Consider the following 25,021-nt stretch of genomic DNA (forward strand, 5'->3'; position numbering starts at 1 on the left):
CTGTCACCACGGATTTTCACCGCTTCAACAAAAACACCGGCAGCTTTTTTTAAATTGCCAACGGCCTCGGAAAGTTTGGAGAACTTGCCTCGGCCCTTTAGCAACTTATTTAACGTGGCTGCAAGCCGGCCGGCCAAATCACCACGATGAGTGCTTTTCATACGCTCACAAACATTGCTAATCAATGAAAAAGCGCCATATGGATTGGTACTCGGGTTCGCAGAAAAGTTTATGGCTGCCAGGCAAGTGCAAATAAAGCTTGTAAAATGCCATAAATCTGCGAGGCTAAAGGCGCATCTTGTTCTGAGATCCGGATCGGGTGGCGTTTTGGCAGAAAAGCGTCAATGCCCGGGATTATGCTGAACCGTATTTTCTCTGCCGTCTTCGGATATTGATCCATCATTTGGATTGTTCATCCGCCACCATTGTTGGTCGCATTGTTCTCGCGGCGTTTCACTGATCTGTTGCAGCATCCTTTTTGCGAAATGGAAAACGCATAAAGGATGCTGCAATCTTGGTTTTTTGCAATTTTATCGCTGGAGCCGTGTCTCAATCCTTGAGCGACACCGTCCAAGGAGAAAGACATGGCAGCGCATCTCTACCAGAGCGGCGATATGATTATGCTAAAAGACGGACCTTTGCGCATGGCCCGCTCCGGTGGCTCTTGCGAGGTGCTGGCCACCTTGCCCGAATCGCAAGGGGCAAAGCGGTACCGTGTTCGTTTTGCCAACGAAACATTTGACCGTTCTGTGTCTGAAGACGAAATCGATCTTACTCTCTCGCCTCAATCTGGCAAAGTGCTGGCTGGCAACGTGCTGGTTGAGAGCAAAGGAAAAAACCATGGCTAAAGGTCAGCAGCGTTCGAACAAGGAAGTCAGAAAGCCAAAGAAGGACAAAGACAAGGCAGCCCCTGCGGCAGCCTCTCCCTTCGCGGCCCAAATGAAGAATGCCGAAGCCCCCAAGGGTGGTAAGAAACCATAAACACTTATCGTTGCAACAACCAAAGGAGAAACTGTGCAGGTACTCGTTAGAGATAATAATGTTGATCAGGCGCTGCGTGTTCTGAAGAAAAAGATGCAGCGTGAAGGCTTGTTTCGTGAAATGAAGGCCCGTTCGGCCTATGAAAAGCCATCGGAAAAGAAGACCCGCGAAAAGGCAGAAGCCATTCGTCGCACGCGCAAACTGGCGCGCAAAAAGCTTCAGCGCGAGGGCCTTTTGCCTGCGCCGAAGAAGAAAGTTTTTGCAGCAGCATCTGCTCGATGATCAAACAGGCGTTCCATGTGGTTTCCACGCTTTGGAACGCCTTTTGCTTTTTGCCCAAGTAGGCTAAAGGCAACGCATGATCGACACCACTTTCACCATCCTGCTTGGCGGAATGCTGCACCCAACAGACCGGCTCAAACGCGCCGTGATGCACAGCCGTGCCATTGCCGCGGATGGCGGCATGCGCAACGCCACACCGCTTGGCCTTCAGCCTGAGCTTTGGGTTGGCGATTTTGACAGCTCCAGCGATTTGGCCGTTGATGCTTTCTCCGATGTCGAGCGTATGCCCTATCCTGCCCAAAAGAACCTGACTGATGGTGAAATTGCCATTGAGCAAGCCCGTTTGCGTGGTGCAAAGCGGCTGATTTTGGCCGGTGCCCTTGGCGGGGAGCGATCCGACCATGCCTTGATGCATCTGTTACTGTCGGTGGCGCTGGCGGCTGAGGGGCTGGATGTGCATCTGTCATCCGGCACGGAAGAGGCTTGGCCTCTTTTGCCGGGCAAGGCGCTGACCCTGGACCTGCCAAAAGGCTCGCTGTTTTCCATTCTCGGCTTTTCTGCCCTGAAGGGCCTTTCCATTCGCGGTGCGCGCTATCCACTCAAGGATTTTTCCCTTGCGTTTGGCTCGTCACGCACTATTTCCAATGTGGCTGAAGGGCCGGTTACGCTGTCGCTGGACAGTGGTGATGCCGTCGTCCTCGCCCGCCCTTATGACATGACCGGAGCGTGACCCTTGGCACCGCCTATCCTGAAACTCGACGATATTTTTCTGTCCTTTGGTGGCGCGCCGCTGCTCAATGGTGCCAATTTGCAAGTGGAGCCGGGCGACCGCATCTGTCTGGTGGGCCGCAACGGGTCGGGCAAATCGACATTGATGAAAATTGCCGCCGGTCTGGTGGAAGCCCAGTCGGGTGAGGTTTTCCGCCATCCATCGGCCACCATTCGATATCTGGAACAGGCACCTGATTTTGCGGGCTACACCACTGTGCAAGCCTATGCCGAAGCCGGTCTTGGGCCGGGGGATGATCCGTATCGCGTTGCTTATCTTTTGGAACACTTGGGCCTGACGGGGCAGGAAGATCCCAAAAGCCTCTCTGGTGGTGAAGCGCGCCGCGCCGCTTTGGCGCGGGTGCTGGCCCCTGAGCCCGACATTCTAATGCTGGATGAGCCAACCAACCATCTCGACCTTCCCACCATCGAGTGGCTGGAAGAAGAGTTGCGCAAGACCCGCAGCGCCCTCGTGCTGATCTCCCATGACCGTCGCTTTTTGGAAAAATGCTCCACTGCCACCGTCTGGCTGGATCGGGGCTTGGCGCGACGCCTTGGCAAGGGCTTTGGCTTTTTTGAGGAATGGCGCGACAAGGTTCTGGAAGAAGAAGAAATTGAGCAGCACAAGCTGGGCAAGGCAATCGAGCGCGAAGAACATTGGCTGCGCTATGGCGTAACGGCCCGACGCAAACGCAACATGCGCCGCCTTGGCAATCTACAAAGCTTGCGTGCCGATTATCGCGGCCACAAGGGGCCGCAAGGCACCATTCAGGCCAGTGCTACCGAGGGCAAGGAAAGCGGCAAGCTGGTGATTGAGGCAACCCAGATCACCAAGCATTATGGTGATCGCACCATCGTTGCGCCTTTTTCCATTCGCGTGCATCGGGGCGATTGCATTGGTTTGGTGGGGCCAAATGGTGCTGGCAAGACCACGCTGTTGAAAATGCTGACGGGCCAGCTCAAGCAGGACGAGGGCAAGATCAAGCTCGGCACCAATCTGGAAATCGCAACGCTGGATCAAAAACGCGAAGACCTGAACCTTGAGGATACGCTGGCCCATTATCTCACCGATGGACGGGGCGATAACCTGCTGGTCAACGGCGAGCAAAAGCACGTCACCGGCTATATGAAAGAGTTTCTGTTCCAGCCGGAGCAGGCGAGAACCCCGATCAAGAATCTGTCTGGCGGCGAGCGTGCCCGCCTGATGCTGGCGCGGATTATGGCCAAGCCCTCCAACCTGCTGATCCTCGACGAGCCGACCAACGATCTCGACATCGAGACGCTGGACCTGTTGCAGGAAATTGTCTCCAGCTATTCCGGCACGGTCATTCTGGTTAGCCACGATCGTGACTTTCTCGACCGCACCGTGACCTCGACCATTGCACCTGCCAATCCAGACGCGCCCGATGGTCGCTGGATTGAATATGCTGGCGGCTATTCCGATATGTTGGCGCAGCGCAAGGGCGTAGAGGATGAGCGCAAGCGAGCGGAAAAAGCCGAAAAGGCTGACGCTGCCAAAGCGTCTGGCACCCCTTCAAAAAGCAATGATGGGGCTGCCAAAAACAAGGGCAAGCTGTCGTTCAAGCAGAAATTTGCTCTCGAAAACCTGCCAAAAGAGATGGAAAAAGCCCAAGGCCAGATTGACGCCAACGAGGCGAAAATGGCCGACCCTAATCTCTTCACCAAGGATGCGGCCACGTTCAACAAACTTGCCGTGGAAACGGAAAAGCTGCGGGATTCGATTGCCCGCATGGAAGAGGAATGGCTGGAGCTGGAAATGCTGCGCGAGGAATTGGAAGGGTGAGGGAGCGTGGTGTTTTTTGTGTGAGGAGCATAAGGTAACGGGCTCCGGGATTAACTCGCGGTTGGCAGTGTTTTTTTACGGTTTCTTGTTATGATTTCTCCTTTGAGTGAAGTTCTGACTCGACTCATTGATCCGATGTTGGTTGATTGCGATGCAATCAGAGGATTTGTATGAGCAAGATAGCCATCACTGCGGTTTTATTTTTTATCGGTGTTACGCAAGCTGTATCGGCATCGCTTTATGAAAAATATGATGCCGAGCGAGATATAGCCATCAATCCCGATAAACGTGCTGGATACATTAAATTGATGCGTAGCTGGAAAGCTAAGGATGGTTTTCAGCCGTTAGCAGGTGCTTTTTGCGTGAATGGCGATGAAGGATGCCTATCGGCTGCGGCTGAACTCTCTGTTAATGCTGCTTACGCTTATCGTGGTCTCTATCAAGCTCAACGGAATCTCGCATATTGTCTTGATAGTGGGTGTAGCGGAGCAATAACACCGAACCTTCAATTGTCGTGTGCTTGGCGAATTGTCGTTCTTGCATCGGCCCATGTTGATGCGGATGATACCGATATAATGAACCTCCAAATTTGTTTGCGGAAATCCAATCCCATGCAAATTGCAGCAGCAAAAGCCCAAGCAGCAAGGCTTTTCAAGGTGGTTTACAATAAAGAGATCAGTAGAGACTGGCGTTAATTTTCACCTGTCCTACGGGGTGAGCAGCTACTGTGGCCCGCATAGTGTAGACCTGTTGTCAAAAACTCTAATCCGCACCCGGCACTGGCACATCTAGCCGTTCCAGATGCAGCACGCGGGGCGAAAGGGCTTCAAGATAGGCGGCGTTGCGGCCCAGATAGATGAGAGTGGCATCCTTTAAATCCGCCATGATGCCGGTCAGGATGTCAGTGGTGTCTGGCTCCAGCCCTTCGAGCACGTCGTTGAACACCACCCAATGGGGCTTGCGCAGCAGGATATGGGCAAAGGCGAGAGACATTTGCTCTTCCTTGCTCAGCGCCCGGTCCCAACGCTGGCGGTCATTGAGGGCGCTGGTGAGACGGCCAAGCTTGACGGCTTTCAAGGCGGCAACAATCGCCTCATCATCATAAATTTCCGCAGCCTCGGGATAGGCCAGCAGATCGCGCAACCGTCCCTCTGGCATGTAAGGGGTCTGCGGCACAAACAGGATGTGGTCTTCTTCAGGCAGGCGGATGGTGCCTTCGCCATAGGGCCAAAGACCGGCCATAGCGTTGAACAATTGACGCCGGTTGATGCCAGGGTCACCGTTGATCAGGATTCGCTCTCCGGCCAGAATGCTTGGATTGTCTTCTTTCAGATGATAGCCGCCCCAATTGGCCTCGGCCTCTTTGGGAGTACGGATATAAAGATCTTCAAAGGTCAGAACGCCCGGTTTGCCCACCTCGACCTGAATTTGTGCGCCAACCGGATCGACCAGATCCGGCTCGGTCAGGGCCGCGCGCAGCACCATGACGCGCAAAAGCGTTGCCTTCCAATCGGCAATGGCTCCAAAATTATCGACATACCAGCGCAGCGCCGTGTAGACCTGCGTAAAGGCCGATGCTGCCATCATCAAGCCGCCAAAGCTCATGGTGCCAGAGAAAAAGGCAGGGGATGCAATCAGCACCGGCACAATCAGCGCAAGCCAGCCAAAGGCGGCGGACACCCAAGTGAGATTGGTCAGCGCCATGGCCAGTTTGCGGATAATGCCCAGAACGTTGTCGATGGTGCTGTGAATGGCGGTACGCTCGACATCTTCACCACGGGCCAGCGCGATTTGCTCCAGGTGTTCGTTGCTGCGCATCAGGGCTGCGCGCATTTCGGCCTCGCGAGCGTAGCGAATCGCGTTCAAGCGTGTCAGGCGTGCGCCCACCAAATTGCTGGCCACGGCAGCACCGCCAGCATAAATCAAAGCCCCCCAAACCATATAGCCGGGTATGGACACCTGATGACCGAAGATCGGCAGCACAAAATGGCCTGATAATGCCCACAGCACGCTGACAAAACTGATCAGAAGAATGGTGGATTGCACCAGCCCAACACTGAGGGAGGTGGTGGATTCGGCCAGCTTGCGCGCATCTTCATGCAGGCGCTGATCGGGATTGACGCCGAGCGGGCTGGACACCGAGAGGCGATAGGCGCGCCTGCCTTTCAGCCATTGGTCGACCATATCGCGGGCAAGCCCTTCGCGCATATAGAGCGCTGTCATTTGACTGAGATAGGTCTGGGCAACATTGATCACCAGCAGGAAGGCGGCAATGTAAAAGAAATTGCGCAATTCATGCCAGAAAGCGCTGAGATCGCGGTTTTCCAGTGCATTGTAAAACGGCTGATTCCAGCGATTGAGCAAAATCTGCCCATAGGTCAAAAGCAACAAAACCCCAAGCAGCGACAGTGACAGCAGGATGATGCGCCCACGCACCCGGCTGGCCCAGAACGACTGGCCCGCCATCCGCAATTGATCCATGAAGGACATGTCCAGTCCGGCGGCCGAGATAACATCGTCAGAAACAGGTGTTTTGGGTGCAGTCATCGGTGATCATGGCCTTGAACTATTTGCTCCTATCCATACCATGATATGGTTAACGCTCCTTGGCGGCCTCTGTTTTTTTTAAACCGCCTGCTGATTTCAGCGTGGTGTGGCGCCGGCAATAGCGCTTGATACAAATTGCTCCTGGAGTTCGTCAGGGAAAAGTGGAACCCGGTTTCCCTAAAAGACACACGAAAACAAGAGAAGCGACAATCTGTCTGGTTCAATCTGAACCTGACGGACTTTAGCTCATTTCTTGCGGCGCTTTTCTCTTGCTGGTTCTTGGGACAGCGATAATGTCTCGCGACGAGATCATTCGGAAGTCCTTGGCCTTTTTATAGTCAATCACTTCCAGTTCGGCGGGCTTTCCTATCCCGGCCACACTCCCGGCAAATCCCGTTGGTGGCGTCGTAAATCGAATTTCCTTTTTGGGATTTTGTAAATTTTGGGCGGCAACATGCACGCATTGCGTAAATCGCTGAGCTTCAGGATGCCACCTGTAGAGATTTGTTGTCCAGACCTTGACCTTCAAAACCTTGATCGTTCTTTGGACGGCTTCCTCGACAAACTCCCATTCAACGTTTAATGCCCCGGTTGCATATTGCCAGTCCTGGTTCTGAAATTCAGGTTGGTGAACCGGTATGACCCCTGCCATGCCTTTCAAAGGTTGTTTTGCTGCATCACGCGCATCGGCTTGGACGTTGATTTCACGAAAGATTTTGGAACGAACACCGGCATCTTCATCCAGCAATGTTTTCATCGAGAATGTTACATCGGTCCCACTGCCCTGAAGATAATGGGTCAGGAAAGCTTCAGCCCTGCCGCCACGCTTCATCGCAAATTCTCTTGCAAGATTCATGATTTGCAGATCAGACCAAGTCTCATTGTGACCTGTCATGACGCCCAATGCACGAACGACCGAACATGCTGTAGAAACTGAATTTGCCATTTTCATTCCTCCATTGCAAAATTCATTTCGTTTTTGATATGTCTCAGAATTAAAATCCCAGAATTGTGGATCGTCAATATAAATGGCGCATCAATGCTGAATTGCCACTTATGGGACGCAATTTTTATTGTGCTCTTCAGGCCTTGTCAGTTTCATTTCCGCTCGCTAAACCATCCCATGATCTAACGGGGTGCAATGTGTGCAACACATTGCTGAGAGGCTTTGCGCCAACCCGCGGAACCTGATCCGGTTAACACCGGCGGAGGGATTAGATGTGTGGCCGCCATGCCGCCCTATCCCCTATGATAACCTGTTGAAGAGGAGAGGCGAATTGGCCACTTTGATGTCGCGTATTCACCACACATTCGGAGCCGCTTTTGCAGCACTGTTGCTCACATCTGCCATCGCAAAAGCAGATGACAAGGTGTTGACGGTTTATACCTACGAGAGCTTTATCTCTGAATGGGGGCCCGGTCCCAAGGTCAAGGAAGCCTTTGAAAAGACCTGCGGCTGCACAGTCAATTTTGTTGGCCTTGAAGATGGCGTGGCGCTGCTCAATCGCCTCAAGCTGGAGGGTGCCTCCAGCAAAGCCGATGTGGCCTTGGGCCTTGATACCAATCTGATTGAAGAGGCCAAGCAAACCGGCCTTTTTGCCCCGCATGGCATTGATACGTCTGCGGCTCACGTGCCCGGCGATTTCAAGGATGACGTGTTTGTGCCCTATGATTACGGCCATTTCGCTGTGGTCTATGATACTCAGGCCATCAAAAATCCGCCGAAAAGCCTGAAAGAGCTGGTGGAGGGCGATCCTGCCCAAAAAATCGTGATTGAAGATCCGCGCACATCCACACCGGGCCTTGGCCTGCTGCTGTGGGTCAAATCGGTCTATGGCAAGGATGCGCCCGCCGCCTGGGCCAAGCTGAAGGACCGCGTGCTGACCGTCACCCCCGGCTGGTCGGAAGCCTACGGCTTGTTCACCAAGGGTGAAGTGCCGATGGTGCTGTCCTACACCACATCGCCTGCCTATCACATGGTCGAGGAAAAATCGGATCGCTATCAGGCGGCCGAATTCTCGGAAGGCCATTACATCCAGATCGAAGTGGCCGGGATGTTGAAAAGCAGCAAGCATCAGCCATTGGCGCAGGATTTTCTGAAATTCATGCTGACCACCGGCTTTCAGGATCAAATCCCGACCAAAAACTGGATGATGCCGGTTGCCAAGACATCTACACCTTTGCCGGAAGCTTTTTCCAAACTGGTGCAGCCCAAGAAGACATTTTTGATGAGCCCGCAAGAGGTTGCCACTAATCGCAAGGCTTGGATTGCTGAGTGGCAGACGGCCATGGCGGCAAAATGAGCCAGCTGTAGGCTCGTATTGTGACGCGCAACCAACGTATAACATCAATTGCTGGCGGGGCCTTTGGCCTTGCCAGTGTTTTGGCGTTTATTGGCCTGTCGGTTTTTGCGCTGCTGGCGACAACGGGTTTGGGCGTTGCCGTTGAGTTTGACAGCTACACCCTTTCCATTTTGCGTTTCACCCTTTGGCAGGCTGGCCTTTCCACTTTGCTATCACTGCTGTTTGCTTTGCCTGTGGCACGGGCGCTGGCGCGTCAGCGGCATTTTATCGGTCGTCAGTGGCTGATCCGGCTGATGGCATTGCCCATGGGGCTGCCGGTGCTGATTGGTGCCTTGGGCTTGATTGGCGTCTGGGGCCGCAATGGCATGGTCAATGATCTGCTGGCGCTGCTGGGCAAGCAGGCACCGGTGAATATTTATGGCTTGAGCGGCATTTTGCTGGCCCATGTGTTTTTCAATATGCCGCTGGCGGCCCGGCTTTTGCTGGCCGGACTGGAGCGGCAGCCGCCGGAATATTGGCGCATTGCCACAAGCCTTGGCATGACGCGGATGTCGATTTTTCGCCTGATCGAATGGCCAGCCTTGCGCGGCCTTCTGCCCGGAATTGCGGGCTTGATCTTCATGCTCTGCGCCACCAGTTTCACGCTGGTTTTGACCCTGGGCGGCGGGCCGGGGGCAACCACGCTGGAAGTGGCGATTTATCAGGCCCTGCGATTTGATTTTGATCCGCCAAAAGCGGTGGCCTTGGCCTGCTTGCAACTGTTGATCACGGCTTTGCTTTTGGCGGTGTTGACATTGATGCCGCCGCCCGATGATGGGGCGATGACGGATGAGCGGCCTATCCGCCGCATGGATGGCGAGAGCAAAACCGCACGCATCGGCGATGGCATTGTGCTGGCATTATCAGCGGCCTTTCTGCTGGCTCCGCTCTTGGAGATTCTGCTGGCGGGCTTGAAATCGGATCTGATGAAACTGGTCATGGACCCCGCTGTCGTTCGGGCATTGGGCACCAGCTTTGCCATGGCCATTCCGGCAGCTCTGGTCTGCCTTGTGCTCAGTTGGCTGTTCATCAATGCGCGCGCAACACTTCAATCCCTGCGTCACCCCACTCTGCTGAGCTGGCTGTTGTTTCGCTTGATTGGGGCCACATCCTCGCTGGTGCTGCTGGTGCCTGCCATTGTGTTGGCCACAGGCTGGTTTTTGGGTCTTCGTCAGTTTGGCGATGCAGCACCTTTTGCGGCTCCGGTTGTGGTTGCCATCAACGCCATCATGGCTTTGCCGTTTACCATGCGGGTGCTGGCTCCGGCCATAGCTGTTCATCGTCATCGCACCGTGAGGCTTTGCGAAAGCCTTGGCATTTCCGGGTTTGCCAAATGGCGGCTGATCGACTGGCCCGGTCTTCAACGGCCCCTTTTGATGGCTTTGTCCTTCGCCATGGCGCTGTCTTTGGGGGATCTTGGAGCAGTTGCCCTGTTTGGCTCCGACACGCTCATCACCCTGCCATGGCTGCTCTATAGCCGCATGGGCAGTTACCGCACCACCGATGCCGATGGTTTGGCATTGTTGCTGGGCCTTGTCTGTCTGCTGTTGACCATTCTGGGCACGGCCGGTAGCCGGTCGGAGGAAAAATCATGACCCATGCTTCGATCTGCCTTGATCACGTGACTTTGACGCTGGGCACGGCCGATTTCGCCTTTGATGCACAGATTGCGCCGCAAAAAATAACCGCCGTCACTGGAGCATCCGGCTCTGGCAAATCAACATTTCTCAATCTGATTGCCGGTTTCGAGGTGCCTGCGCGCGGTCGCGTGCTGCTCAATGGTAAGGATGCAACACAGCTTTCGCCGGGCGAGCGGCCTGTGTCGCTGGTGTTTCAGGACCATAACCTGTTTGCCCATCTGGATCTGGCCACCAATATCGGCCTTGGGATTGATCCCGCGCTGCGGCTGAGGACTGAGGACAAGGCCGCCATCACCCATGCCCTGCAGCGGGTTGGCCTTGGCGGCTTTGAACACCGTAAGCCCTCCAGCCTGTCGGGCGGTGAAAAGCAACGGGCGGCTTTTGCGCGGGCTTTGGTGCGCGACAAGCCGATATTGCTGCTGGATGAGCCGTTTGCAGCGCTTGATCCGGGCCTTCGCGCCAGCATGGCCGAGTTATTGCTGACGCTGCATCGGGAAACCGGCAACACGGTGCTGATTGTCACCCATGATCCGCGCGATGTGGAGCGCTTGGCCGATGATGTGATTTTTATCGACCACGGCACAATTCATCTGCACGGCACGAGGGCGGATTTTTTGCACGCGGAGAAAACTGAAGCCCTGCAAAGCTTTCTTGGCCTTGCAAAAAATCAATAGATCGGGCCTTGCCTGCCTCATTTCAGACCCCCGCCTCATTTCAGACCAAAGTCATCGCCATCTGTTTTTGCTCTGCAACGCACAAAACAATGCGAGCGTTAATATTTTCTTATCCAAATTAACGATCTTGTGCAGTGTGCAGTTTTATCGAAATCGATAATGTGCTGTTAAGTATTAAGTGAATCGTAAGAACCCCGATTTGCGAAAAATCGAGGCAGACGTTGATGAGCAGGGGACCAGCAAGTTTTTAGGATGCGCCGCAAAATGACCGCGATGGTGTCGATCTGTTTTGACAGGGCACCCCGCCACCATGCCGCTGTGCGCAGGCTCAGTGCCGGCATCTCTGTGCTTGCCGTTTTGTCGCTTGCCGGTTGCCAGTCTATCTTTGAGCAATCCTATCAAGCCAATGTGGCACCATCGTCGTCGCCGCAAATTGTCAAGGAAGTGCAAAAAGACGATCCGCGGGCGCAGATGGGCGCGCGGGAGCATCCTCGCATTCTGGCAAGCTATGGCGGCGAATATCACGATGCCAAGACCGAGCGGCTGGTGGCAAAAATTGCCGGTGCCCTGACGGCGGTGTCAGAAAATCCGCAGCAATCCTATCGGATCACCATTCTCAATTCGCCCAATATCAACGCCTTTGCGTTGCCGGGCGGCTATCTCTACGTCACCCGCGGACTTTTGGCGCTGGCCAATGATGCGTCGGAAGTGGCAGCGGTTTTGTCCCATGAAATGGCCCATGTCACCGCCAATCATGGCATAGAGCGCCAACGCCGCGAAGAGGCGGAGGTGATTGCCAGCCGGGTGGTTGCCGAAGTGTTGTCGAGCGATCTGGCGGGCAAGCAGGCTCTGGCCAGAGGCAAAATGCGTCTGGCGGCTTTCTCGCGCCAGCAGGAATTGCAGGCGGACACCATTGGTGTGCGCACGTTGGGTGAGGCAGGCTATGACCCTTATGCCGCCGCCCGTTTTCTGGATTCCATGGCGGCCTATCAGCATTATAATTCGTCTGATCCCAACGCGGATCAAAGCATGGACTTCCTGTCCAGCCACCCCAGCACGCCACAGCGGGTTGAGCTTGCGCGCGATCACGCCCGTGCTTTTGGCCCCGAAGGTTCGACCGGCGACAAGGGCCGTGATTATTTTCTCGATGGCATTGATGGCTTGCTCTATGGCGATAGCCCGCAGGAGGGCTATGTGCGCGGCCATACCTTCTTGCATGGTGGCCTTGGCATTCGCTTTGATGTGCCTGATGGCTTCCAGATCGACAATAAGGTCGAAGCGGTTATGGCCACAGGCCCCGGCGATATTGCCGTGCGCTTTGATGGTGTGGCTGACACCAAAAGCCGCAGCCTGACCAATTATATCTCCAGCGGCTGGGTCACGGGCCTGTTGCCGGATACCATTCGCGCCATCAAGATCGATGGCATGGAGGCGGCAACGGCACGGGCCTCCGCCGACCGGTGGGATTTTGATGTGACGGTGGTGCGGCTGGGCGATCAGATTTTCCGTTTTCTCACCGCGGTGCCGAAGGGCAGTGATCAGCTGGAGCCGACTGCCGAGGTGTTGCGCCGCACTTTCCGCCGGATAACACCGGAAGAGGCGAAAAGCCTCAAGCCGTTGCGGGTCCGCGTGGTCACCGTTGGCCCATCGGATACGCTGGCAACGCTATCGGCCCGCATGATGGGCACGGATCGCAAGCTGGAGCTGTTCAAGGTGTTGAATGCGCTGCCCGCAGGCCAGGCACCCGCCGTGGGCAGCCGGGTCAAAATCATCGCAGAATAGGCTTGTTTGCTTGCATCAAAAAAGCCGCGCACCTGATAGGCTGCGCGGCTTTGCTGTGAGAGCGAGGGAACTTTCAAGAATAGGGAACTCTTAAGAATGTAGAGTGGCTCACGCCACCATTTGCGGATTGGTTTCCACCAGCGCCACTTTGAGCTTCTCCATGGCGCGGGTTTCAATCTGGCGCACACGCTCCTTGGAAATGCCCAGCTCAGAGCCTAGCTCTTCCAGTGTTGCGCCATTGTCCGAGAGGCGACGGGCGCGGATGATGCGGGTTTCGCGCTGATTGAGATTGCGCATCGCCCCTTTCAGCCAGTCCAGACGGCGTTCCGTGTCGATCATGTCGGTCACCTGTTCGTCCGGTGTCGGCGCATCGCTCACCAACATATCCAGACGCTCGGCACCGTCATCGCCCGCGGTTGAGACCGGCGCATTGAGCGATGTGTCGTTGCCAGACAGACGGGCATCCATCGATTGGACGTCGGAAATGCTCACGCCAACCGCTGCGGCAATTTCGGCGTGAATGGCCTGATCGGTCAGGCGCTGGTCACCTTGGGCGAGCTTGGCGCGCAAACGGCGGAGGTTGAAAAACAGCGATTTTTGCGCAGAACTGGTACCGCCGCGCACAATCGACCAGTTGCGCAAGATGTAATCCTGCATGGAGGCGCGAATCCACCAACCGGCATAGGTTGAAAACCGGAATTCTCTTTCGGGCTCAAACCTTGCCGCGGCTTCCAGAAGCCCTATATAGCCTTCTTGAATGAGGTCGCTGAGCGGCAGACCGAAGCCACGGAATTTGGAGGCCATGGCAATGACAAGCCGCATATGCGACATGGCAATCTGATTGCGGGCGTTCTGATCGTTGCTGTCTTTCCAGCGAACGGCCAGATCACGTTCCTGGGCGCGCTCCAGATAGGGTGCGGCCATAGCGGTTTTGATAAACTTTTTGTCAGCTTGCACAGAATCCACGACAACCTCCATTCGGGCAGCAAAAGCGCCTTGATCGAAATCAGTTTAATGAGCATCCGTGGTGATCTACGCCCTTGAGTGCCAGTTGGATCACCGAACCCTTATGGCAAGGTAAACACGCCGGGAGACAGAATGTTCCCCGACAAAGGCAGATTTTTTGGCCAAGCCAATGGAAGGAAGTTTCAAGCTTGAAGCGCAGAGCGCTTTATCCTTCACTTGGGCATGTACGTTATCGTTCAACTAAGCCCGATTGAACGCGACATGCTGTAATATGGCGCTGCGTCTGAATTGGTCAAGCGGTGCCGAAAAAAATGCTAAATTGCATGCCCTGTCAAAAGTTTAGGGTTATTGGCGACAGTTGTTCCGGCAGCCTCCGAGATAAAATAGTTTTTCAGCTTGGGCAGGCGTTCCACCAGTCCAAGGCCAAAATCGCGGGCAATGCGCAACGGCATCACATCGTTGGAGAATAGCCGGTTCAGCACATCGGTGGTGACACCCATGCGGAAAGTGTCAAAGCGCCGCCATGTCTGATAACGCTCCAGCACATGGATGGTGCCGATGTCGAGGCCCAGACGATCGGCGTCAACAATGGTTTCGGCAAGGGCTGCCACATCCTTGAAGCCAAGGTTGAGTCCTTGGCCTGAGATGGGGTGAATGCCGTGGGCGGCGTCGCCCGCCAGCGCCAGCCTCGGTGCCACAAAGGCCCGTGCTAAGGTGAGGCCCAGCGGAAAGGCGCGACGGTCGTGTGATGCACGAATGGCACCCAGCTTGTGACCGAAGCGGCGCTCCAGCTCGGTGTCAAACACCAGATCATCCGAGGCCACCAGCCGATCCGCATCTTCTGTGCGCTCTGTCCACACCAGGGAAGAGCGATTGCCGGTCAGCGGCAGAATGGCGAAGGGGCCTGCGGGCAGAAAGTGCTCTTCTGCCACGCCTTCATGCGGACGTTCATGTTCAACCGTGGTGACAATGCCGGACTGGCCATAGGCCCAGGTGACGGTTTTAATGCCAGCCATATCGCGAATGCGCGAGCGCACGCCATCGCAGGCGACCACCAGACGTGCACTCAGCGTTGTGCCGTTGGATAGGCTGATGTCTGCCTGATGGCCGCTGTTGGAAAACCCGGTGGCCCGCACATCATTGTGGATCGGAATGCCCGCTTTTTCAGCCGCTTTCAGCAAGGCACCGACCATGGCGACATTGGGGACCATATGGGCAAAGGGCTCGCCGTTCTCGACTGTGCCATCAAAGGTTAGAAACACGGGCCGCACAGGGTCGCTGGCTTTTGAATCGGTGATGATCATTTTGTTGATCGGTTGCGATTGCGGGGCAATCTCATCCCACACGCCAAACACCGTCAGCATTTTTGTGGCCGCCGAAATGATGGCGGAGGCGCGGGGATCATGCTTCCACTGGTTTTGAGGGGCCGCCTCGATCACCTGAATATCAAGGTGCGGCGCTGCCAGCTTGACCGCGAGCGCTGCTGAGAGGCCAACATAGCCACCGCCAACCACAATCATATCCGCCATCGCTCATTCCCTTGCACATTGTATTGCTTTGCTCCTCTATATAGATCACTTCAATGCATCTTCCTACCACCGGGGCTTTTCCAAAATGACGCAGCCAGCACTTTCCACCACACCTATGGAGCAATTGCTTGAGACGCTTGATCTCGAGGTGCTGGAGGTCAATCTGTTTCGGGGCACAAGCCCGCAGGTGGGCTGGCAGCGGGTGTTTGGCGGGCAGGTGATTGCGCAGGCGCTGGTGGCGGCGCAACGCTGTGTGGATGCAAATCGCTACGTTCATTCCCTGCATGCCTATTTCATGCGTCCGGGCGATCCCGCGGTGCCGATTGTCTATGAGGTGGAGCGCATTCGCGATGGGGCAAGCTTTGCCACACGCCGGGTTGTGGCCATTCAGCACGGCAAGGCCATTTTCTCCATGTCGGCATCGTTTCAATATGACGAGGAGGGGCTTGATCATCAGGTCGATATGCCCGCCGTTGTACCACCGGAAAAGCTGATGGCGGAAGCGGACTTCCGGCAGATGTTTTTGGCCCAAGCCCCGGAATCCGTCAAAAAATACTGGGGACGGGAGCGCCCGGTGGAGTTTCGTCCCACATCGTTCAAACACTATATGTCGACCGACAAGCTTGAACCAACATCGGATATCTGGGTGCGCCTGACCGGCCCTGTGCCGGATGATCGCGGCCTGCAGGCGGCAGTGCTGGCCTATCTTTCCGATATGACGCTGCTGGATGTTTCGCTCTATGCCCATGGCATGTCGATCTTCGATCAGCGCATTCAGGCAGCCAGTCTTGATCACGCCATGTGGTTTCACCGGCCCTCGCAGCTTGAGGATTGGATGCTCTATAGCCAGGATAGTCCCAGCACGTCTGGCGGGCGTGGCATGAGCCGTGGCTCGATTTATACGCGATCCGGGCAGCTGATTGCCTCTGTTGCCCAGGAAGGTTTGATTCGGAAAAGAGCAAATGATTAATATTTGTGCACATTTGTGCAAATGCACAAAAAATGCAGGAATATTGCCTAATCAATTGCCTTTTTCTTAATCTTCTCCTCGTTCATCTTTACTTTTCAATAGGTTATTGGCCTTTTTCAAACTGGCACGATGTTTGAATGTAAGAGGACAGTCGCTGCTGGTAAATGCTGGCCAGCGGCAAGGAGATCGGTGTCAAGCCGAGGATAAACCAGAGGATGGGAAACCAGATGAAGATTGTGATGGCCATTATCAAGCCGTTCAAGCTGGATGAAGTGCGTGAGGCACTGACAGCCGTCGGTATACAGGGCCTGACCGTGACCGAAGTGAAAGGCTACGGGCGTCAGAAGGGGCATACTGAGATCTATCGCGGCACCGAATATGCTGTCAGCTTTTTGCCAAAGCTGAAAATCGAAGTCGCTGTGTCATCCGACATTGCTGAAAAGGCTGTTGAGGCAATCGCATCGGCTGCCAAGACCGGTCAGATCGGCGACGGCAAGATTTTCGTTTACGCCATCGATCAGGCTGTGCGTATCCGTACCGGCGAAACAGACACCGAAGCCTTGTAAGATCGGCCGTCAAGGGGAGTTCATTTCTATGTCATTTTCCAAGTTTACATCCCGGGCCGCGAGCCTTGGTGCTGCATCGGCAGCGCTGTTGGCACCGGTCGTGGCCTTTGCGCAGGACGCTGCACCTGCTGCGGCAACGGCTGCTGCTGCCGTGCCTGAAAAGGGCGATACAACGTTCATGTTCATCTCCACATTGTTGGTGCTGTTCATGGTGGTGCCAGGTCTCGGCCTGTTTTACGGCGGTCTGGTCCGTGCCAAGAACATGCTATCCGTGTTGATGCAATGCACCGTCATTGCCTGCATGGTCATGATCATCTGGGTTATATACGGCTATTCCTTTGCGTTTGGCGGCAGCGAAAGTCCTTTCTTCGGCGGCTTTGCCAAGTTGTTCCTCTCGGGCGTTACGCCTGCATCCACGGCTGCGACCTTTACCAAGGGCGTTGTTATCCCTGAATACATCTTCATGCTGTTCCAGATGACCTTTGCGGCGATCACGCCCGCCCTGATCATCGGTGCCTTTGCCGAGCGCATCAAGTTCTCGGCTGTGATCCTGTTTACATTCCTGTGGGTCACCTTCGTTTATTTCCCGATTGCGCACATGGTTTGGGACAGCAACGGCTATCTCTTCAAGCTGGGCGCGCTTGATTTTGCAGGCGGCACGGTTGTTCACATCAACGCCGGTGTTGCTGGCCTGGTGGGTGCCATTCTCGTTGGCAAGCGTACCGGTTACGGCAAGGACATGATGGCTCCGCATTCGATGACCATGACCTATATCGGTGCCGCTATGCTGTGGTTCGGCTGGTTTGGCTTCAACGCCGGTTCTAATCTGGAAGCATCCGGTGGTGCGATGATCGCGACTGTAAACACCTTTGTGGCAACGGCTGCTGCAACGCTGTCGTGGTGCGTGGTTGAATCGTTTACCCGCGGCAAGGCATCCATGTTGGGTGCGGCATCGGGCATGGTTGCCGGTCTGGTTGCTGTCACCCCTGCGGCCGGTATCGTTGGCCCAATGGGTGCGATTGTTCTCGGTGCGATCGTATCGCCGCTGTGCTACTTCTTCGTTTCGGTTGTGAAGAACAAGTTCGGCTACGACGATACGGCTGACGTGTTTGGCGTGCATGGCATTGGCGGCATGTTCGGTGCGATTGCAACCGGCATCTTCGCAAGCGCCTCGCTCGGTGGCGTCGGCTATGCTGAAGGTGTGACCATGGGCCATCAGGTCATGGTTCAGATCCAGGCTGTGGTCATCACCATCGCATGGACCGGCATCGGCTCTTTCATCCTCTACAAGATCGTCGATATGGTTGTTGGTCTGCGTGTGCCTGTTGAGGCTGAGCGCGAAGGTCTTGACCTCGCTTCTCACGGCGAAGCTGCCTACCACAATTGAGTGGGTTGAGGGTCGGTTCCGTTCTGAAACGACCCTTGCGATCCTCTTCAACATCCTCGAAAGCCCGGTTCGTGCCGGGCTTTTTGTTGTTTTCGGGCGGTTTTGGTCGCGAATTCTCCATGGTTAAAGGAGCATTAACTCCGCATCGGCTACGGTGTGCTGTTAGAAGACCGGATTTTATCTGACTGATTCGTCCGGTCTGCCCCCTTTGTCTCAATTGTACTGGCAGGCGAACAGGTATGAGCAGAACCACGCTGGCAGCATTGGAAGAGAGAACGCCCCGGTCCGTTGTGATCGGTTTTCTCATCAGGCAGTTTATGGTCCTGATTGGTTTTGGCGTGTTTCTGGGTCTGGTCGCGGCTGTTGCGGCACTTTCCACCTGGAATATCGACGATCCCAGCTTTTCCTATGCCACAGATCGCGCACCCACCAACATTCTTGGCTATCCCGGTGCGGTGTTTGCCGATCTTTCCATGCAGTTTTTTGGCTTGGCCTCGGTTGCCGCCTTGCTGCCTGTTTTGGCCTGGGCGCTGTCTTTGATTTCAGGCCGCCGAATCACACGTCTGCCACGCCGCCTTGCCGCCTGGGGGGCTGGTGCCGTTGTGGGGGCCGCGGTGTTTGGCTGCTTTCCGCCGCCTGCTACATGGCCAATCCCCAATGGTATCGGCGGCGTTATTGGCGATATGATTTTGCGCTTTCCGGCGCTGTTTGTCGGAGCCTATCCCACCGGCACGTTTGCAATGACGATTGGCTGCATTCTGGCTGTTCCCATGCTGTGGTTCATGCTGTTTGCTGCCGGTATCATTGGCAATTCCGAGGATGAGGATGTTGAAGACGACATTATTGCCGTCCGCGCCCGTCCAAATGGGGCAGCGGCCAAAAATCAGACCGATAAGGGTGCGGCAAACAAGCAGAGTGCCCGTGACATTGAGGACGAGGAAGAAGAGGATCGCGTTGGCCCCTTTGCCCTGATTGCAGGCAGCATTACACATGCATGGTACACCGGCAATGCCCGCATCCGCCGTTTGGCTGGCCTCAAGCCCAAGACGCGTGAGCGGGCCGATTTCGATCAGCCCTATGATTTCAACGATGACGAATTTGCTGGCGGTGATGCCCCGCATATGAGCGGTGTTCGTGCCGAGCCAGCCTTTACGCCTGCAAATGTGCGGCGACGTATTGCGGCTCCATCTGTGAGCTTTGACGACGAACGGGATCAACCGCCTTTTGACCTGAAGGGAAGAGGCCGGTCCTCGGACGATATTCTGTTTGATGATGACGATGAGGATCTCGCGCCGCAGCCAACGGGACGGCGTGGTCCGGCGCGCTCTGAGCGGCCCCGTGCGGCACCTGTGGCCCCTGCTGGTCCCCGCAACAATCGCGGCTTCCAGCTACCGTCTGTGGATTTGTTGATCGAGCCACCGCGCAGCGTGACCAAGGATGTCACGCTGTCCGCTGACCAGCTGGAGCAAAATGCCCGTCTGCTGGAAGGTGTGCTGGAAGACTTTGGCGTCAAGGGCGAGATTATCGAGGTGCGTCCCGGCCCGGTCGTCACCCTCTATGAGCTGGAGCCAGCACCGGGTATCAAATCGTCGCGTGTGATTGGTTTGGCCGATGATATCGCCCGCTCCATGAGCGCCATTGCCGCGCGTGTTGCCGTGGTGCCGGGCCGCAATGCTATCGGCATCGAGCTGCCAAACCGCACGCGTGAGACGGTGTATTTGCGCGAAATGATCAGCAGTCGCGATTTTGATGGCTCAAAGGCCAAATTGCCGATGGCGCTGGGTAAAACCATTGGCGGTGAGCCAGTGATTGCCGATCTGGCCAAAATGCCACATTTGCTGGTGGCGGGCACCACCGGTTCTGGTAAATCGGTGGCGATCAACACCATGATCTTGTCGCTGGTCTATCGTCTGCCGCCGGAAAAATGCCGCCTGATCATGATTGATCCGAAAATGCTGGAACTGTCGATCTATGATGGCATTCCGCATCTGCTCTCGCCCGTGGTGACCGATCCGAAAAAGGCAGTTGTTGCCTTGAAATGGACCGTGCGCGAAATGGAAGAGCGCTACAAGAAAATGTCCAAGATCGGCGTGCGCAACATCGATGGCTTCAACAGCCGGGTGGAACAGGCGATTGAAAAGGGCGAAGTGCTGACGCGCACCGTGCAGACCGGCTTTGACCGCCAGACCGGCGAGGCCATGTATGAAACCGAAAAATTCGATCTCAAGCCCATCCCCTATATCGTTGTGATTATCGACGAAATGGCCGATCTGATGATGGTGGCTGGCAAGGACATTGAAGGTGCTGTGCAGCGTCTGGCGCAGATGGCGCGTGCGGCGGGCATTCACGTGATCATGGCGACCCAGCGTCCATCGGTGGATGTGATCACCGGTACCATCAAGGCCAACTTCCCGACCCGTATCTCGTTTCAGGTGACGTCCAAGATCGATAGCCGCACCATTTTGGGCGAGCAGGGTGCCGAGCAGCTGCTCGGTATGGGTGATATGCTCTACATGGCAGGCGGCGGGCGCATTCAGCGCGTTCACGGCCCGTTTGTATCGGACAATGAGGTCGAAGACATTGTCGCTTACCTCAAGACGCAAGGTGCGCCGGATTACCTTGACGCGGTCACCATTGACGAGGAAGACGACGAGGGTGGCCCGGCGGGAACCGGCAATCTGGCGGCGTCCGATGATCCTTATGATCAGGCCGTGGCGGTTGTGTTGCGCGATGGCAAGGCCTCGACCTCCTATGTTCAGCGCAGACTGGGCATTGGCTATAACCGCGCGGCCTCCTTGATCGAGCGTATGGAGCAAGAGGGCATTATTGGCCCGGCCAACCACGCTGGAAAGCGCGAAATTCTTGTGCCGACCGAAGCCGATATCATTGAAAGATAATAATCGGACCATAGATCGTGACATAAGAGCATCGGCTGAAAAGTGGGAACCGGTTTTCAGATAAATCCGATGCGGAAACAAAAACTGAGAGCATCGCGCTGATTCCAGTGTTCTGCACGATGCTCCCTTGTGGCTGAGCGATCACGATGGTGTGTGCGTCATTATGATGCCGTCTTGATACATCACTGTCGAGGCGATGAAGGAGAATAGAATGCGTGAAAAACAAGCCGCTGCGGCTGGCTCTTCCTGTTTCAACCGCCGTGGCTTTCTGGGCCTTTCGGCTGCTGTTGCTGCAAGCTTGGCGTCTGGTTCGCCGGTGTTTGCGCAGGCCACCAGCAGCACGGCGCAGAAAATTGCCGATCACTTTGCCTCGGTGAAAACCATGATGGGCGAATTTGTGCAATTTGGCCCGCGCGGTGATCAGACAGCCGGTAAATTCTATCTGGAGCGCCCCGGCAAGCTGCGGTTTAACTACGAGCAACCTTCGCCCATGCGGGTTATTTCTGATGGTCGCAATGTGGCAATTGGCAATACCAAGATGAAAACATGGGATGTTTATCCCTTGTCGAAGACGCCGCTCAGCCTGTTGCTGTCTGATCGCATCGATCTTGGTCACCAGATGGTGCGTCAGGTGAAGGAAGAACAGGATCTGACCACCATTGTGCTGGGCGATAAGTCGATTTTTGGCGACCAGACGATCACTTTGATGTTTGACCCCAAGACATTTGAGTTGCGTCAGTGGACGGTAACGGATGCGCAAGGCAAAGACACGTCGGTGATGATTTTCAACGTGCAGCAGGGCGTGAACTTCGACGATAAGGTGTTTCAGGTGCCCTATGACGAGATCAACAAGCGCGGTGGCTGATCTGTTGATGACTGCTTGATGTGGAAAAGGCGCGGGCTCGGTAAGCTTTGCGCCTTTTTGCTGTTCAAGGCCGCCGCCATTGCCTAAACCGATCTATCGGCTTTGCGGTCGTGCCGGCAAAAGGATTGTTTCTGTTATGGCTTTTTCACTCTCCACCTGGAACATCAACTCGGTGCGTCTGCGCATGCCGATTGTCGAGCAGTTTGTTGCCGCCCATCAGCCGGATATTTTGTGCCTGCAGGAAATCAAATGCCAGAACCACGAATTCCCGATGGAGGCCATGCAGGCCCTTGGCTATCCGCATGTGCTGGTGCATGGGCAGAAGGGCTACCACGGGGTCGCAATCGCTTCAAAGCTGCCGTTGACCGAAGATTATCGCAAGGATTATTGCGGCGTGGGCGATAGCCGTCATATCTCGGCGCTGTTCGAGGTGGGCGGCCGGCGCATTCGGGTGCATAATTTCTATGTGCCCGCCGGTGGCGATGAACCAAACCGCGAGATCAACCCGAAATTCGGCCATAAGCTCGATTTTGTCGAGGAAATGAAGGTTCTTTCGGCGACAGCCGAGCCTCAGACCTCGGCTATTTTGGTGGGCGATCTCAATATTGCTCCGCTGGAGCATGATGTTTGGTCGCATAAGGCGCTGTTGAAAATTGTCAGCCACACGCCGGTAGAAACCGAAGGCCTGCTAGAGGTGATCCAGAAGGGCGGATGGGTGGATCTGATGCGCGAACTGGTCGATCCATCGCAAAAACTCTATACGTGGTGGAGCTATCGCGCCAAGGATTGGGATGCCGCCGACAAGGGACGGCGTCTGGACCATATCTGGTCGTCACCAGACCTGCGGCCTGCGCTCAAATCGATTGATATTTTGCGCGAAGCCCGTGGCTGGGACAAGCCATCCGATCATGTGCCAGTGACAGTGCATTTCGATTTCTAGAGTTTGTCAGGGAAAAGTGGAATCCGGTTTTCCCGAAAAGACAAACGAAATCAAAGGAAGCTAGAGTCTGTCTGGTTCAATTTGAACCTGACAGACTCTAGCGAAACTGATCTTCCATGCTCTTTGCGCCGCTGGCCAAAGCCATAAGGTTCTGGCGAATCCGGTCCTGCATCACAGAACCCAACCTTGGGTATTCTTCCAGCAGGCGGTGAAACAATTGGCGGGGAATGCGCATCACCTCGGTGTCATCAAGGGCAACCGCGGTGTATTTGCGCTCGACCATGGTCGCCATGGCCAGCTCGGATAGCATGGTGCCGGACCCGACCGTTGTAACAACTTTTGGCTTGCCATCGCGCCCGAGGATAGAAAGTTCAAACTGGCCGCGCACCACCACATAGGCGCATTCGGCAGGTGAGCGTTCACGAAACAGGATCTGGCCCGGCCCAACGGTTCGGTGCTCGGCTCCAAAGGCAATCAGCCGCAATTCGTCTGGCTCCAGCCCGTGAAACAGGCTGAGAGCCGAGAGCAATTGCATGTCATCGCTGAGTGCCATCAGGACAAATCTCTAAATCACGGAATAATCTTGTATCCGCCGTTTTCTGTCACCAGAATTTCAGCGTTGGATGGATCTCGTTCTATCTTCTGGCGCAGACGATAGACATGGGTTTCCAGCGTGTGGGTGGTCACACCGGAGTTGTATCCCCAGACTTCTTCCAACAGCACATCGCGGGTGACCACTTTTTGGCCGGCGCGATAGAGATAGCGAATGATGGCCGCTTCTTTTTCGGTCAGGCGAATTTTCTTGCCGTCTTCAGTGGTCAGCAGCTTCTGGCTGGGCTTGAACACGTAGGGGCCAACGGTGAAGGTGGCGTCTTCGCTCTGCTCATGCTGGCGCAGCTGCGCACGAATGCGGGCCAAAAGCACGGCAAATTTGAACGGTTTGGTGACATAGTCATTGGCACCGGCTTCCAAGCCCAAGATCGTGTCGGAATCGGTATCATGGCCGGTCAACATGATCACGGGTGCCTTGAAGCCGCCCTTGCGCAGCAGCTTTACCGCTTCGCGGCCATCCATATCGGGCAGGCCAACATCCATAATCATCAGGTCGATCTGACCATTGCGCGCCGTTTGCACGCCTTTGGTGGCATTCGATTCCTGCTGAATGGAAAATTCCTCATAGAGGGAGAGCTGTTCTACCAGCGTTTCACGCAGATCGTCGTCGTCATCGACCAGAAGGATCGTCCGGGCAGCCATTCCACATATTCTCCCATACATCTTACAAGACGGATGTCTTGCAGTTTACTGTATAATTCCTTAAATCGGAATCGATTTAGGGAGAAAATTATACAGCAGATTTAAAGCGTTACAGTGTCCTTAGGATGTTTGATAAAACATGGGGCACTACAATATCTCTGTCTTACCTAATCACTTTAGATTACAATAAAAGCCCGCAGTTAAGCAAAAATACGTGAACAGAATGCCCAAGTCTCACATCAATGCCAAAACGGGTGTTTTTCATGTCATTGTTCGCCGTAAACCGGGGCATAAAACCAAAGCCATTGTGCAAGCTGGACCTTTGCGCTTGCAAGCCGCAATTGGCCGCAGCGGTATCACCAGTTTGAAGCGCGAAGGCGATGGAGCAACCCCGCGTGCCAGCATGGGGCTGCTCGGTGGCTTCTTCCGTGCGGATAAGCTTGGCATGGTAAAAACACGCCTGCCGCTGACATCAATCCGCTCGGATATGCTTTGGTGTGATGCGCCAGAGCATGCAGCCTATAACCAACGGGTCAAAGCGCCGTTCAAGCCCAGCCATGAACGGATGAAACGCGATGATCGGCTCTATGATGTCTGTCTGGTGATGGATTGGAACATTATATCACGACGGCGTGGCCGTGGTTCGGCGATTTTTTTCCACATTGCCAGGCCCGATTATAGCCCGACGGAAGGCTGCATTGCCATAAGCCCCGCCGATATGCGTCGTCTGCTGCCTTATCTGTCGCGGGCCACCACCGTAACGGTGTTATAATTTCACCTTTGCCAGCCTTTTGATTGGTAAATGCCGGATTCAACCCTATCTCTAA

The 25,021-nt window shown here is 55.2% G+C and carries 23 protein-coding genes and 2 riboswitches; of the genes, 17 read left to right on the plus strand and 6 right to left on the minus strand.

What is annotated here, in order from left to right:
* Positions 1 to 77 precede the first annotated feature (77 nt).
* A riboswitch (SAM riboswitch) is annotated at positions 78 to 155 on the minus strand.
* 429 nt (positions 156 to 584) lie between these two features.
* The 6 genes from BJF95_RS20825 to BJF95_RS23690 all read left to right on the plus strand — a co-directional run bounded on the left by BJF95_RS20825 (position 585) and on the right by BJF95_RS23690 (position 4,530).
* Positions 585 to 848 (plus strand): cold-shock protein, encoded by a 264-nt coding sequence (locus BJF95_RS20825; RefSeq protein WP_075641402.1) that lies wholly within the window; start codon positions 585 to 587, stop codon positions 846 to 848.
* Positions 841 to 981 (plus strand): hypothetical protein, encoded by a 141-nt coding sequence (locus tag BJF95_RS24150; RefSeq protein WP_175577304.1) that lies wholly within the window; start codon positions 841 to 843, stop codon positions 979 to 981. Before BJF95_RS20825 ends, BJF95_RS24150 begins: the two co-directional genes overlap by 8 nt.
* Positions 982 to 1,014: 33 nt before the next feature.
* Positions 1,015 to 1,263 carry a 30S ribosomal protein S21 gene (gene rpsU / locus BJF95_RS20830; RefSeq protein WP_075641403.1) on the plus strand — a complete coding sequence of 83 codons (249 nt, stop codon included), beginning with the start codon at positions 1,015 to 1,017 and terminating at the stop codon, positions 1,261 to 1,263.
* A gap of 76 nt (positions 1,264 to 1,339) precedes the next feature.
* Positions 1,340 to 1,993: a thiamine diphosphokinase gene (locus tag BJF95_RS20835; protein ID WP_075641404.1), complete on the plus strand. Its 654-nt coding sequence runs from the start codon at positions 1,340 to 1,342 to the stop codon at positions 1,991 to 1,993.
* 3 nt (positions 1,994 to 1,996) lie between these two features.
* Positions 1,997 to 3,835, plus strand: coding sequence for an ABC-F family ATP-binding cassette domain-containing protein (locus tag BJF95_RS20840; RefSeq protein ID WP_075641405.1), 1,839 nt, complete (start codon positions 1,997 to 1,999; stop codon positions 3,833 to 3,835).
* Between the two features lie 170 nt (positions 3,836 to 4,005).
* Positions 4,006 to 4,530, plus strand: a complete 525-nt coding sequence (locus BJF95_RS23690; RefSeq protein ID WP_083638934.1) for a hypothetical protein — start codon at positions 4,006 to 4,008, stop codon at positions 4,528 to 4,530.
* Between the two features lie 67 nt (positions 4,531 to 4,597).
* Here the strand turns inward: BJF95_RS23690 and BJF95_RS20850 are convergent, their stop codons facing one another.
* Positions 4,598 to 6,382, minus strand: coding sequence for an ABC transporter ATP-binding protein/permease (locus BJF95_RS20850; protein WP_075641406.1), 1,785 nt, complete (start codon positions 6,380 to 6,382; stop codon positions 4,598 to 4,600).
* 241 nt (positions 6,383 to 6,623) lie between these two features.
* Complete coding sequence (locus BJF95_RS20855) at positions 6,624 to 7,328, minus strand: hypothetical protein (RefSeq protein WP_139317586.1); 705 nt, start codon at positions 7,326 to 7,328, stop codon at positions 6,624 to 6,626.
* A 176-nt stretch (positions 7,329 to 7,504) separates the two neighbouring features.
* A riboswitch (TPP riboswitch) is annotated at positions 7,505 to 7,613 on the plus strand.
* A gap of 58 nt (positions 7,614 to 7,671) precedes the next feature.
* On the opposite strand from BJF95_RS20855, the gene thiB reads away from it, so the two are divergent.
* The 4 genes from thiB (at position 7,672) to BJF95_RS20875 (ending at position 12,820) form a co-directional block, all read left to right on the plus strand.
* Positions 7,672 to 8,685 (plus strand): thiamine ABC transporter substrate binding subunit, encoded by a 1,014-nt coding sequence (gene thiB / locus BJF95_RS20860; protein WP_083638935.1) that lies wholly within the window; start codon positions 7,672 to 7,674, stop codon positions 8,683 to 8,685.
* A 17-nt stretch (positions 8,686 to 8,702) separates the two neighbouring features.
* Positions 8,703 to 10,319 carry a thiamine/thiamine pyrophosphate ABC transporter permease ThiP gene (gene thiP / locus BJF95_RS20865; protein WP_075641408.1) on the plus strand — a complete coding sequence of 539 codons (1,617 nt, stop codon included), beginning with the start codon at positions 8,703 to 8,705 and terminating at the stop codon, positions 10,317 to 10,319.
* Positions 10,316 to 11,038, plus strand: coding sequence for a thiamine ABC transporter ATP-binding protein (locus BJF95_RS20870; RefSeq protein WP_075641409.1), 723 nt, complete (start codon positions 10,316 to 10,318; stop codon positions 11,036 to 11,038). The genes thiP and BJF95_RS20870 overlap by 4 nt, the downstream gene beginning before the upstream one ends.
* Positions 11,039 to 11,302: 264 nt before the next feature.
* Positions 11,303 to 12,820 carry a M48 family metalloprotease gene (locus tag BJF95_RS20875; RefSeq protein ID WP_075641622.1) on the plus strand — a complete coding sequence of 506 codons (1,518 nt, stop codon included), beginning with the start codon at positions 11,303 to 11,305 and terminating at the stop codon, positions 12,818 to 12,820.
* A 108-nt stretch (positions 12,821 to 12,928) separates the two neighbouring features.
* On the opposite strand, the gene BJF95_RS20880 is transcribed toward BJF95_RS20875, so the two are convergent.
* Entirely contained in the window at positions 12,929 to 13,786 is an 858-nt protein-coding gene (locus BJF95_RS20880; RefSeq protein ID WP_075641623.1) for an RNA polymerase factor sigma-32, read from the minus strand.
* Positions 13,787 to 14,100: 314 nt separating this feature from the next.
* Positions 14,101 to 15,315 (minus strand): ubiquinone biosynthesis hydroxylase, encoded by a 1,215-nt coding sequence (locus tag BJF95_RS20885; RefSeq protein ID WP_075641410.1) that lies wholly within the window; start codon positions 15,313 to 15,315, stop codon positions 14,101 to 14,103.
* Between the two features lie 85 nt (positions 15,316 to 15,400).
* Here BJF95_RS20885 and tesB point away from each other — a divergent pair, with 85 nt between their 5' ends.
* From tesB to xth, 6 genes are all read left to right on the plus strand, one after another.
* Positions 15,401 to 16,285, plus strand: a complete 885-nt coding sequence (gene tesB / locus BJF95_RS20890) for an acyl-CoA thioesterase II (RefSeq protein ID WP_075641411.1) — start codon at positions 15,401 to 15,403, stop codon at positions 16,283 to 16,285.
* Positions 16,286 to 16,500: 215 nt separating this feature from the next.
* Positions 16,501 to 16,851: a P-II family nitrogen regulator gene (locus BJF95_RS20895; protein WP_275893418.1), complete on the plus strand. Its 351-nt coding sequence runs from the start codon at positions 16,501 to 16,503 to the stop codon at positions 16,849 to 16,851.
* Between the two features lie 28 nt (positions 16,852 to 16,879).
* On the plus strand, positions 16,880 to 18,238 hold the full coding sequence (locus tag BJF95_RS20900) for an ammonium transporter (protein WP_075641413.1): 1,359 nt from the start codon (positions 16,880 to 16,882) through the stop codon (positions 18,236 to 18,238).
* Between the two features lie 239 nt (positions 18,239 to 18,477).
* Positions 18,478 to 21,135 carry an FtsK/SpoIIIE family DNA translocase gene (locus BJF95_RS20905; RefSeq protein ID WP_075641414.1) on the plus strand — a complete coding sequence of 886 codons (2,658 nt, stop codon included), beginning with the start codon at positions 18,478 to 18,480 and terminating at the stop codon, positions 21,133 to 21,135.
* Positions 21,136 to 21,331: 196 nt separating this feature from the next.
* On the plus strand, positions 21,332 to 22,000 hold the full coding sequence (locus tag BJF95_RS20910) for an outer membrane lipoprotein carrier protein LolA (protein WP_075641415.1): 669 nt from the start codon (positions 21,332 to 21,334) through the stop codon (positions 21,998 to 22,000).
* A 136-nt stretch (positions 22,001 to 22,136) separates the two neighbouring features.
* Entirely contained in the window at positions 22,137 to 22,940 is an 804-nt protein-coding gene (gene xth / locus BJF95_RS20915; RefSeq protein WP_075641416.1) for an exodeoxyribonuclease III, read from the plus strand.
* 97 nt (positions 22,941 to 23,037) lie between these two features.
* Here the strand turns inward: xth and BJF95_RS20920 are convergent, their stop codons facing one another.
* Together BJF95_RS20920 and BJF95_RS20925 are read right to left on the minus strand one after the other, a co-directional pair.
* Positions 23,038 to 23,493, minus strand: coding sequence for a cyclic nucleotide-binding domain-containing protein (locus BJF95_RS20920; RefSeq protein WP_075641417.1), 456 nt, complete (start codon positions 23,491 to 23,493; stop codon positions 23,038 to 23,040).
* 17 nt (positions 23,494 to 23,510) lie between these two features.
* On the minus strand, positions 23,511 to 24,194 hold the full coding sequence (locus BJF95_RS20925; protein WP_075641418.1) for a response regulator transcription factor: 684 nt from the start codon (positions 24,192 to 24,194) through the stop codon (positions 23,511 to 23,513).
* A 223-nt stretch (positions 24,195 to 24,417) separates the two neighbouring features.
* Here BJF95_RS20925 and BJF95_RS20930 point away from each other — a divergent pair, with 223 nt between their 5' ends.
* Positions 24,418 to 24,966: a L,D-transpeptidase family protein gene (locus tag BJF95_RS20930; RefSeq protein WP_075641419.1), complete on the plus strand. Its 549-nt coding sequence runs from the start codon at positions 24,418 to 24,420 to the stop codon at positions 24,964 to 24,966.
* Positions 24,967 to 25,021: the final 55 nt, after the last annotated feature.

The sequence above is a fragment of the Rhizobium oryziradicis genome, from assembly GCF_001939045.1.
Lineage (GTDB): Bacteria > Pseudomonadota > Alphaproteobacteria > Rhizobiales > Rhizobiaceae > Allorhizobium > Allorhizobium oryziradicis.

What these genes read in the sequence shown, in the direction of transcription:
- BJF95_RS20825 (WP_075641402.1), top strand. Translation starts at nt 585, where the DNA reads ATGGCAGCGCATCTCTACCAGAGCGGCGATATGATTATGCTAAAAGAC.
- BJF95_RS24150 (WP_175577304.1), top strand. Translation starts at nt 841, where the DNA reads ATGGCTAAAGGTCAGCAGCGTTCGAACAAGGAAGTCAGAAAGCCAAAG.
- BJF95_RS20835 (WP_075641404.1), top strand. Translation starts at nt 1,340, where the DNA reads ATGATCGACACCACTTTCACCATCCTGCTTGGCGGAATGCTGCACCCA.
- BJF95_RS23690 (WP_083638934.1), top strand. Translation starts at nt 4,006, where the DNA reads ATGAGCAAGATAGCCATCACTGCGGTTTTATTTTTTATCGGTGTTACG.
- BJF95_RS20850 (WP_075641406.1), bottom strand. Translation starts at nt 6,382, where the DNA reads ATGACTGCACCCAAAACACCTGTTTCTGACGATGTTATCTCGGCCGCC.
- BJF95_RS20855 (WP_139317586.1), bottom strand. Translation starts at nt 7,328, where the DNA reads ATGGCAAATTCAGTTTCTACAGCATGTTCGGTCGTTCGTGCATTGGGC.
- thiB (WP_083638935.1), top strand. Translation starts at nt 7,672, where the DNA reads ATGTCGCGTATTCACCACACATTCGGAGCCGCTTTTGCAGCACTGTTG.
- BJF95_RS20870 (WP_075641409.1), top strand. Translation starts at nt 10,316, where the DNA reads ATGACCCATGCTTCGATCTGCCTTGATCACGTGACTTTGACGCTGGGC.
- BJF95_RS20875 (WP_075641622.1), top strand. Translation starts at nt 11,303, where the DNA reads ATGACCGCGATGGTGTCGATCTGTTTTGACAGGGCACCCCGCCACCAT.
- BJF95_RS20885 (WP_075641410.1), bottom strand. Translation starts at nt 15,315, where the DNA reads ATGGCGGATATGATTGTGGTTGGCGGTGGCTATGTTGGCCTCTCAGCA.
- tesB (WP_075641411.1), top strand. Translation starts at nt 15,401, where the DNA reads ATGACGCAGCCAGCACTTTCCACCACACCTATGGAGCAATTGCTTGAG.
- BJF95_RS20895 (WP_275893418.1), top strand. Translation starts at nt 16,501, where the DNA reads ATGGGAAACCAGATGAAGATTGTGATGGCCATTATCAAGCCGTTCAAG.
- BJF95_RS20900 (WP_075641413.1), top strand. Translation starts at nt 16,880, where the DNA reads ATGTCATTTTCCAAGTTTACATCCCGGGCCGCGAGCCTTGGTGCTGCA.
- BJF95_RS20905 (WP_075641414.1), top strand. Translation starts at nt 18,478, where the DNA reads ATGAGCAGAACCACGCTGGCAGCATTGGAAGAGAGAACGCCCCGGTCC.
- BJF95_RS20910 (WP_075641415.1), top strand. Translation starts at nt 21,332, where the DNA reads ATGAAGGAGAATAGAATGCGTGAAAAACAAGCCGCTGCGGCTGGCTCT.
- xth (WP_075641416.1), top strand. Translation starts at nt 22,137, where the DNA reads ATGGCTTTTTCACTCTCCACCTGGAACATCAACTCGGTGCGTCTGCGC.
- BJF95_RS20920 (WP_075641417.1), bottom strand. Translation starts at nt 23,493, where the DNA reads ATGGCACTCAGCGATGACATGCAATTGCTCTCGGCTCTCAGCCTGTTT.
- BJF95_RS20925 (WP_075641418.1), bottom strand. Translation starts at nt 24,194, where the DNA reads ATGGCTGCCCGGACGATCCTTCTGGTCGATGACGACGACGATCTGCGT.
- BJF95_RS20930 (WP_075641419.1), top strand. Translation starts at nt 24,418, where the DNA reads ATGCCCAAGTCTCACATCAATGCCAAAACGGGTGTTTTTCATGTCATT.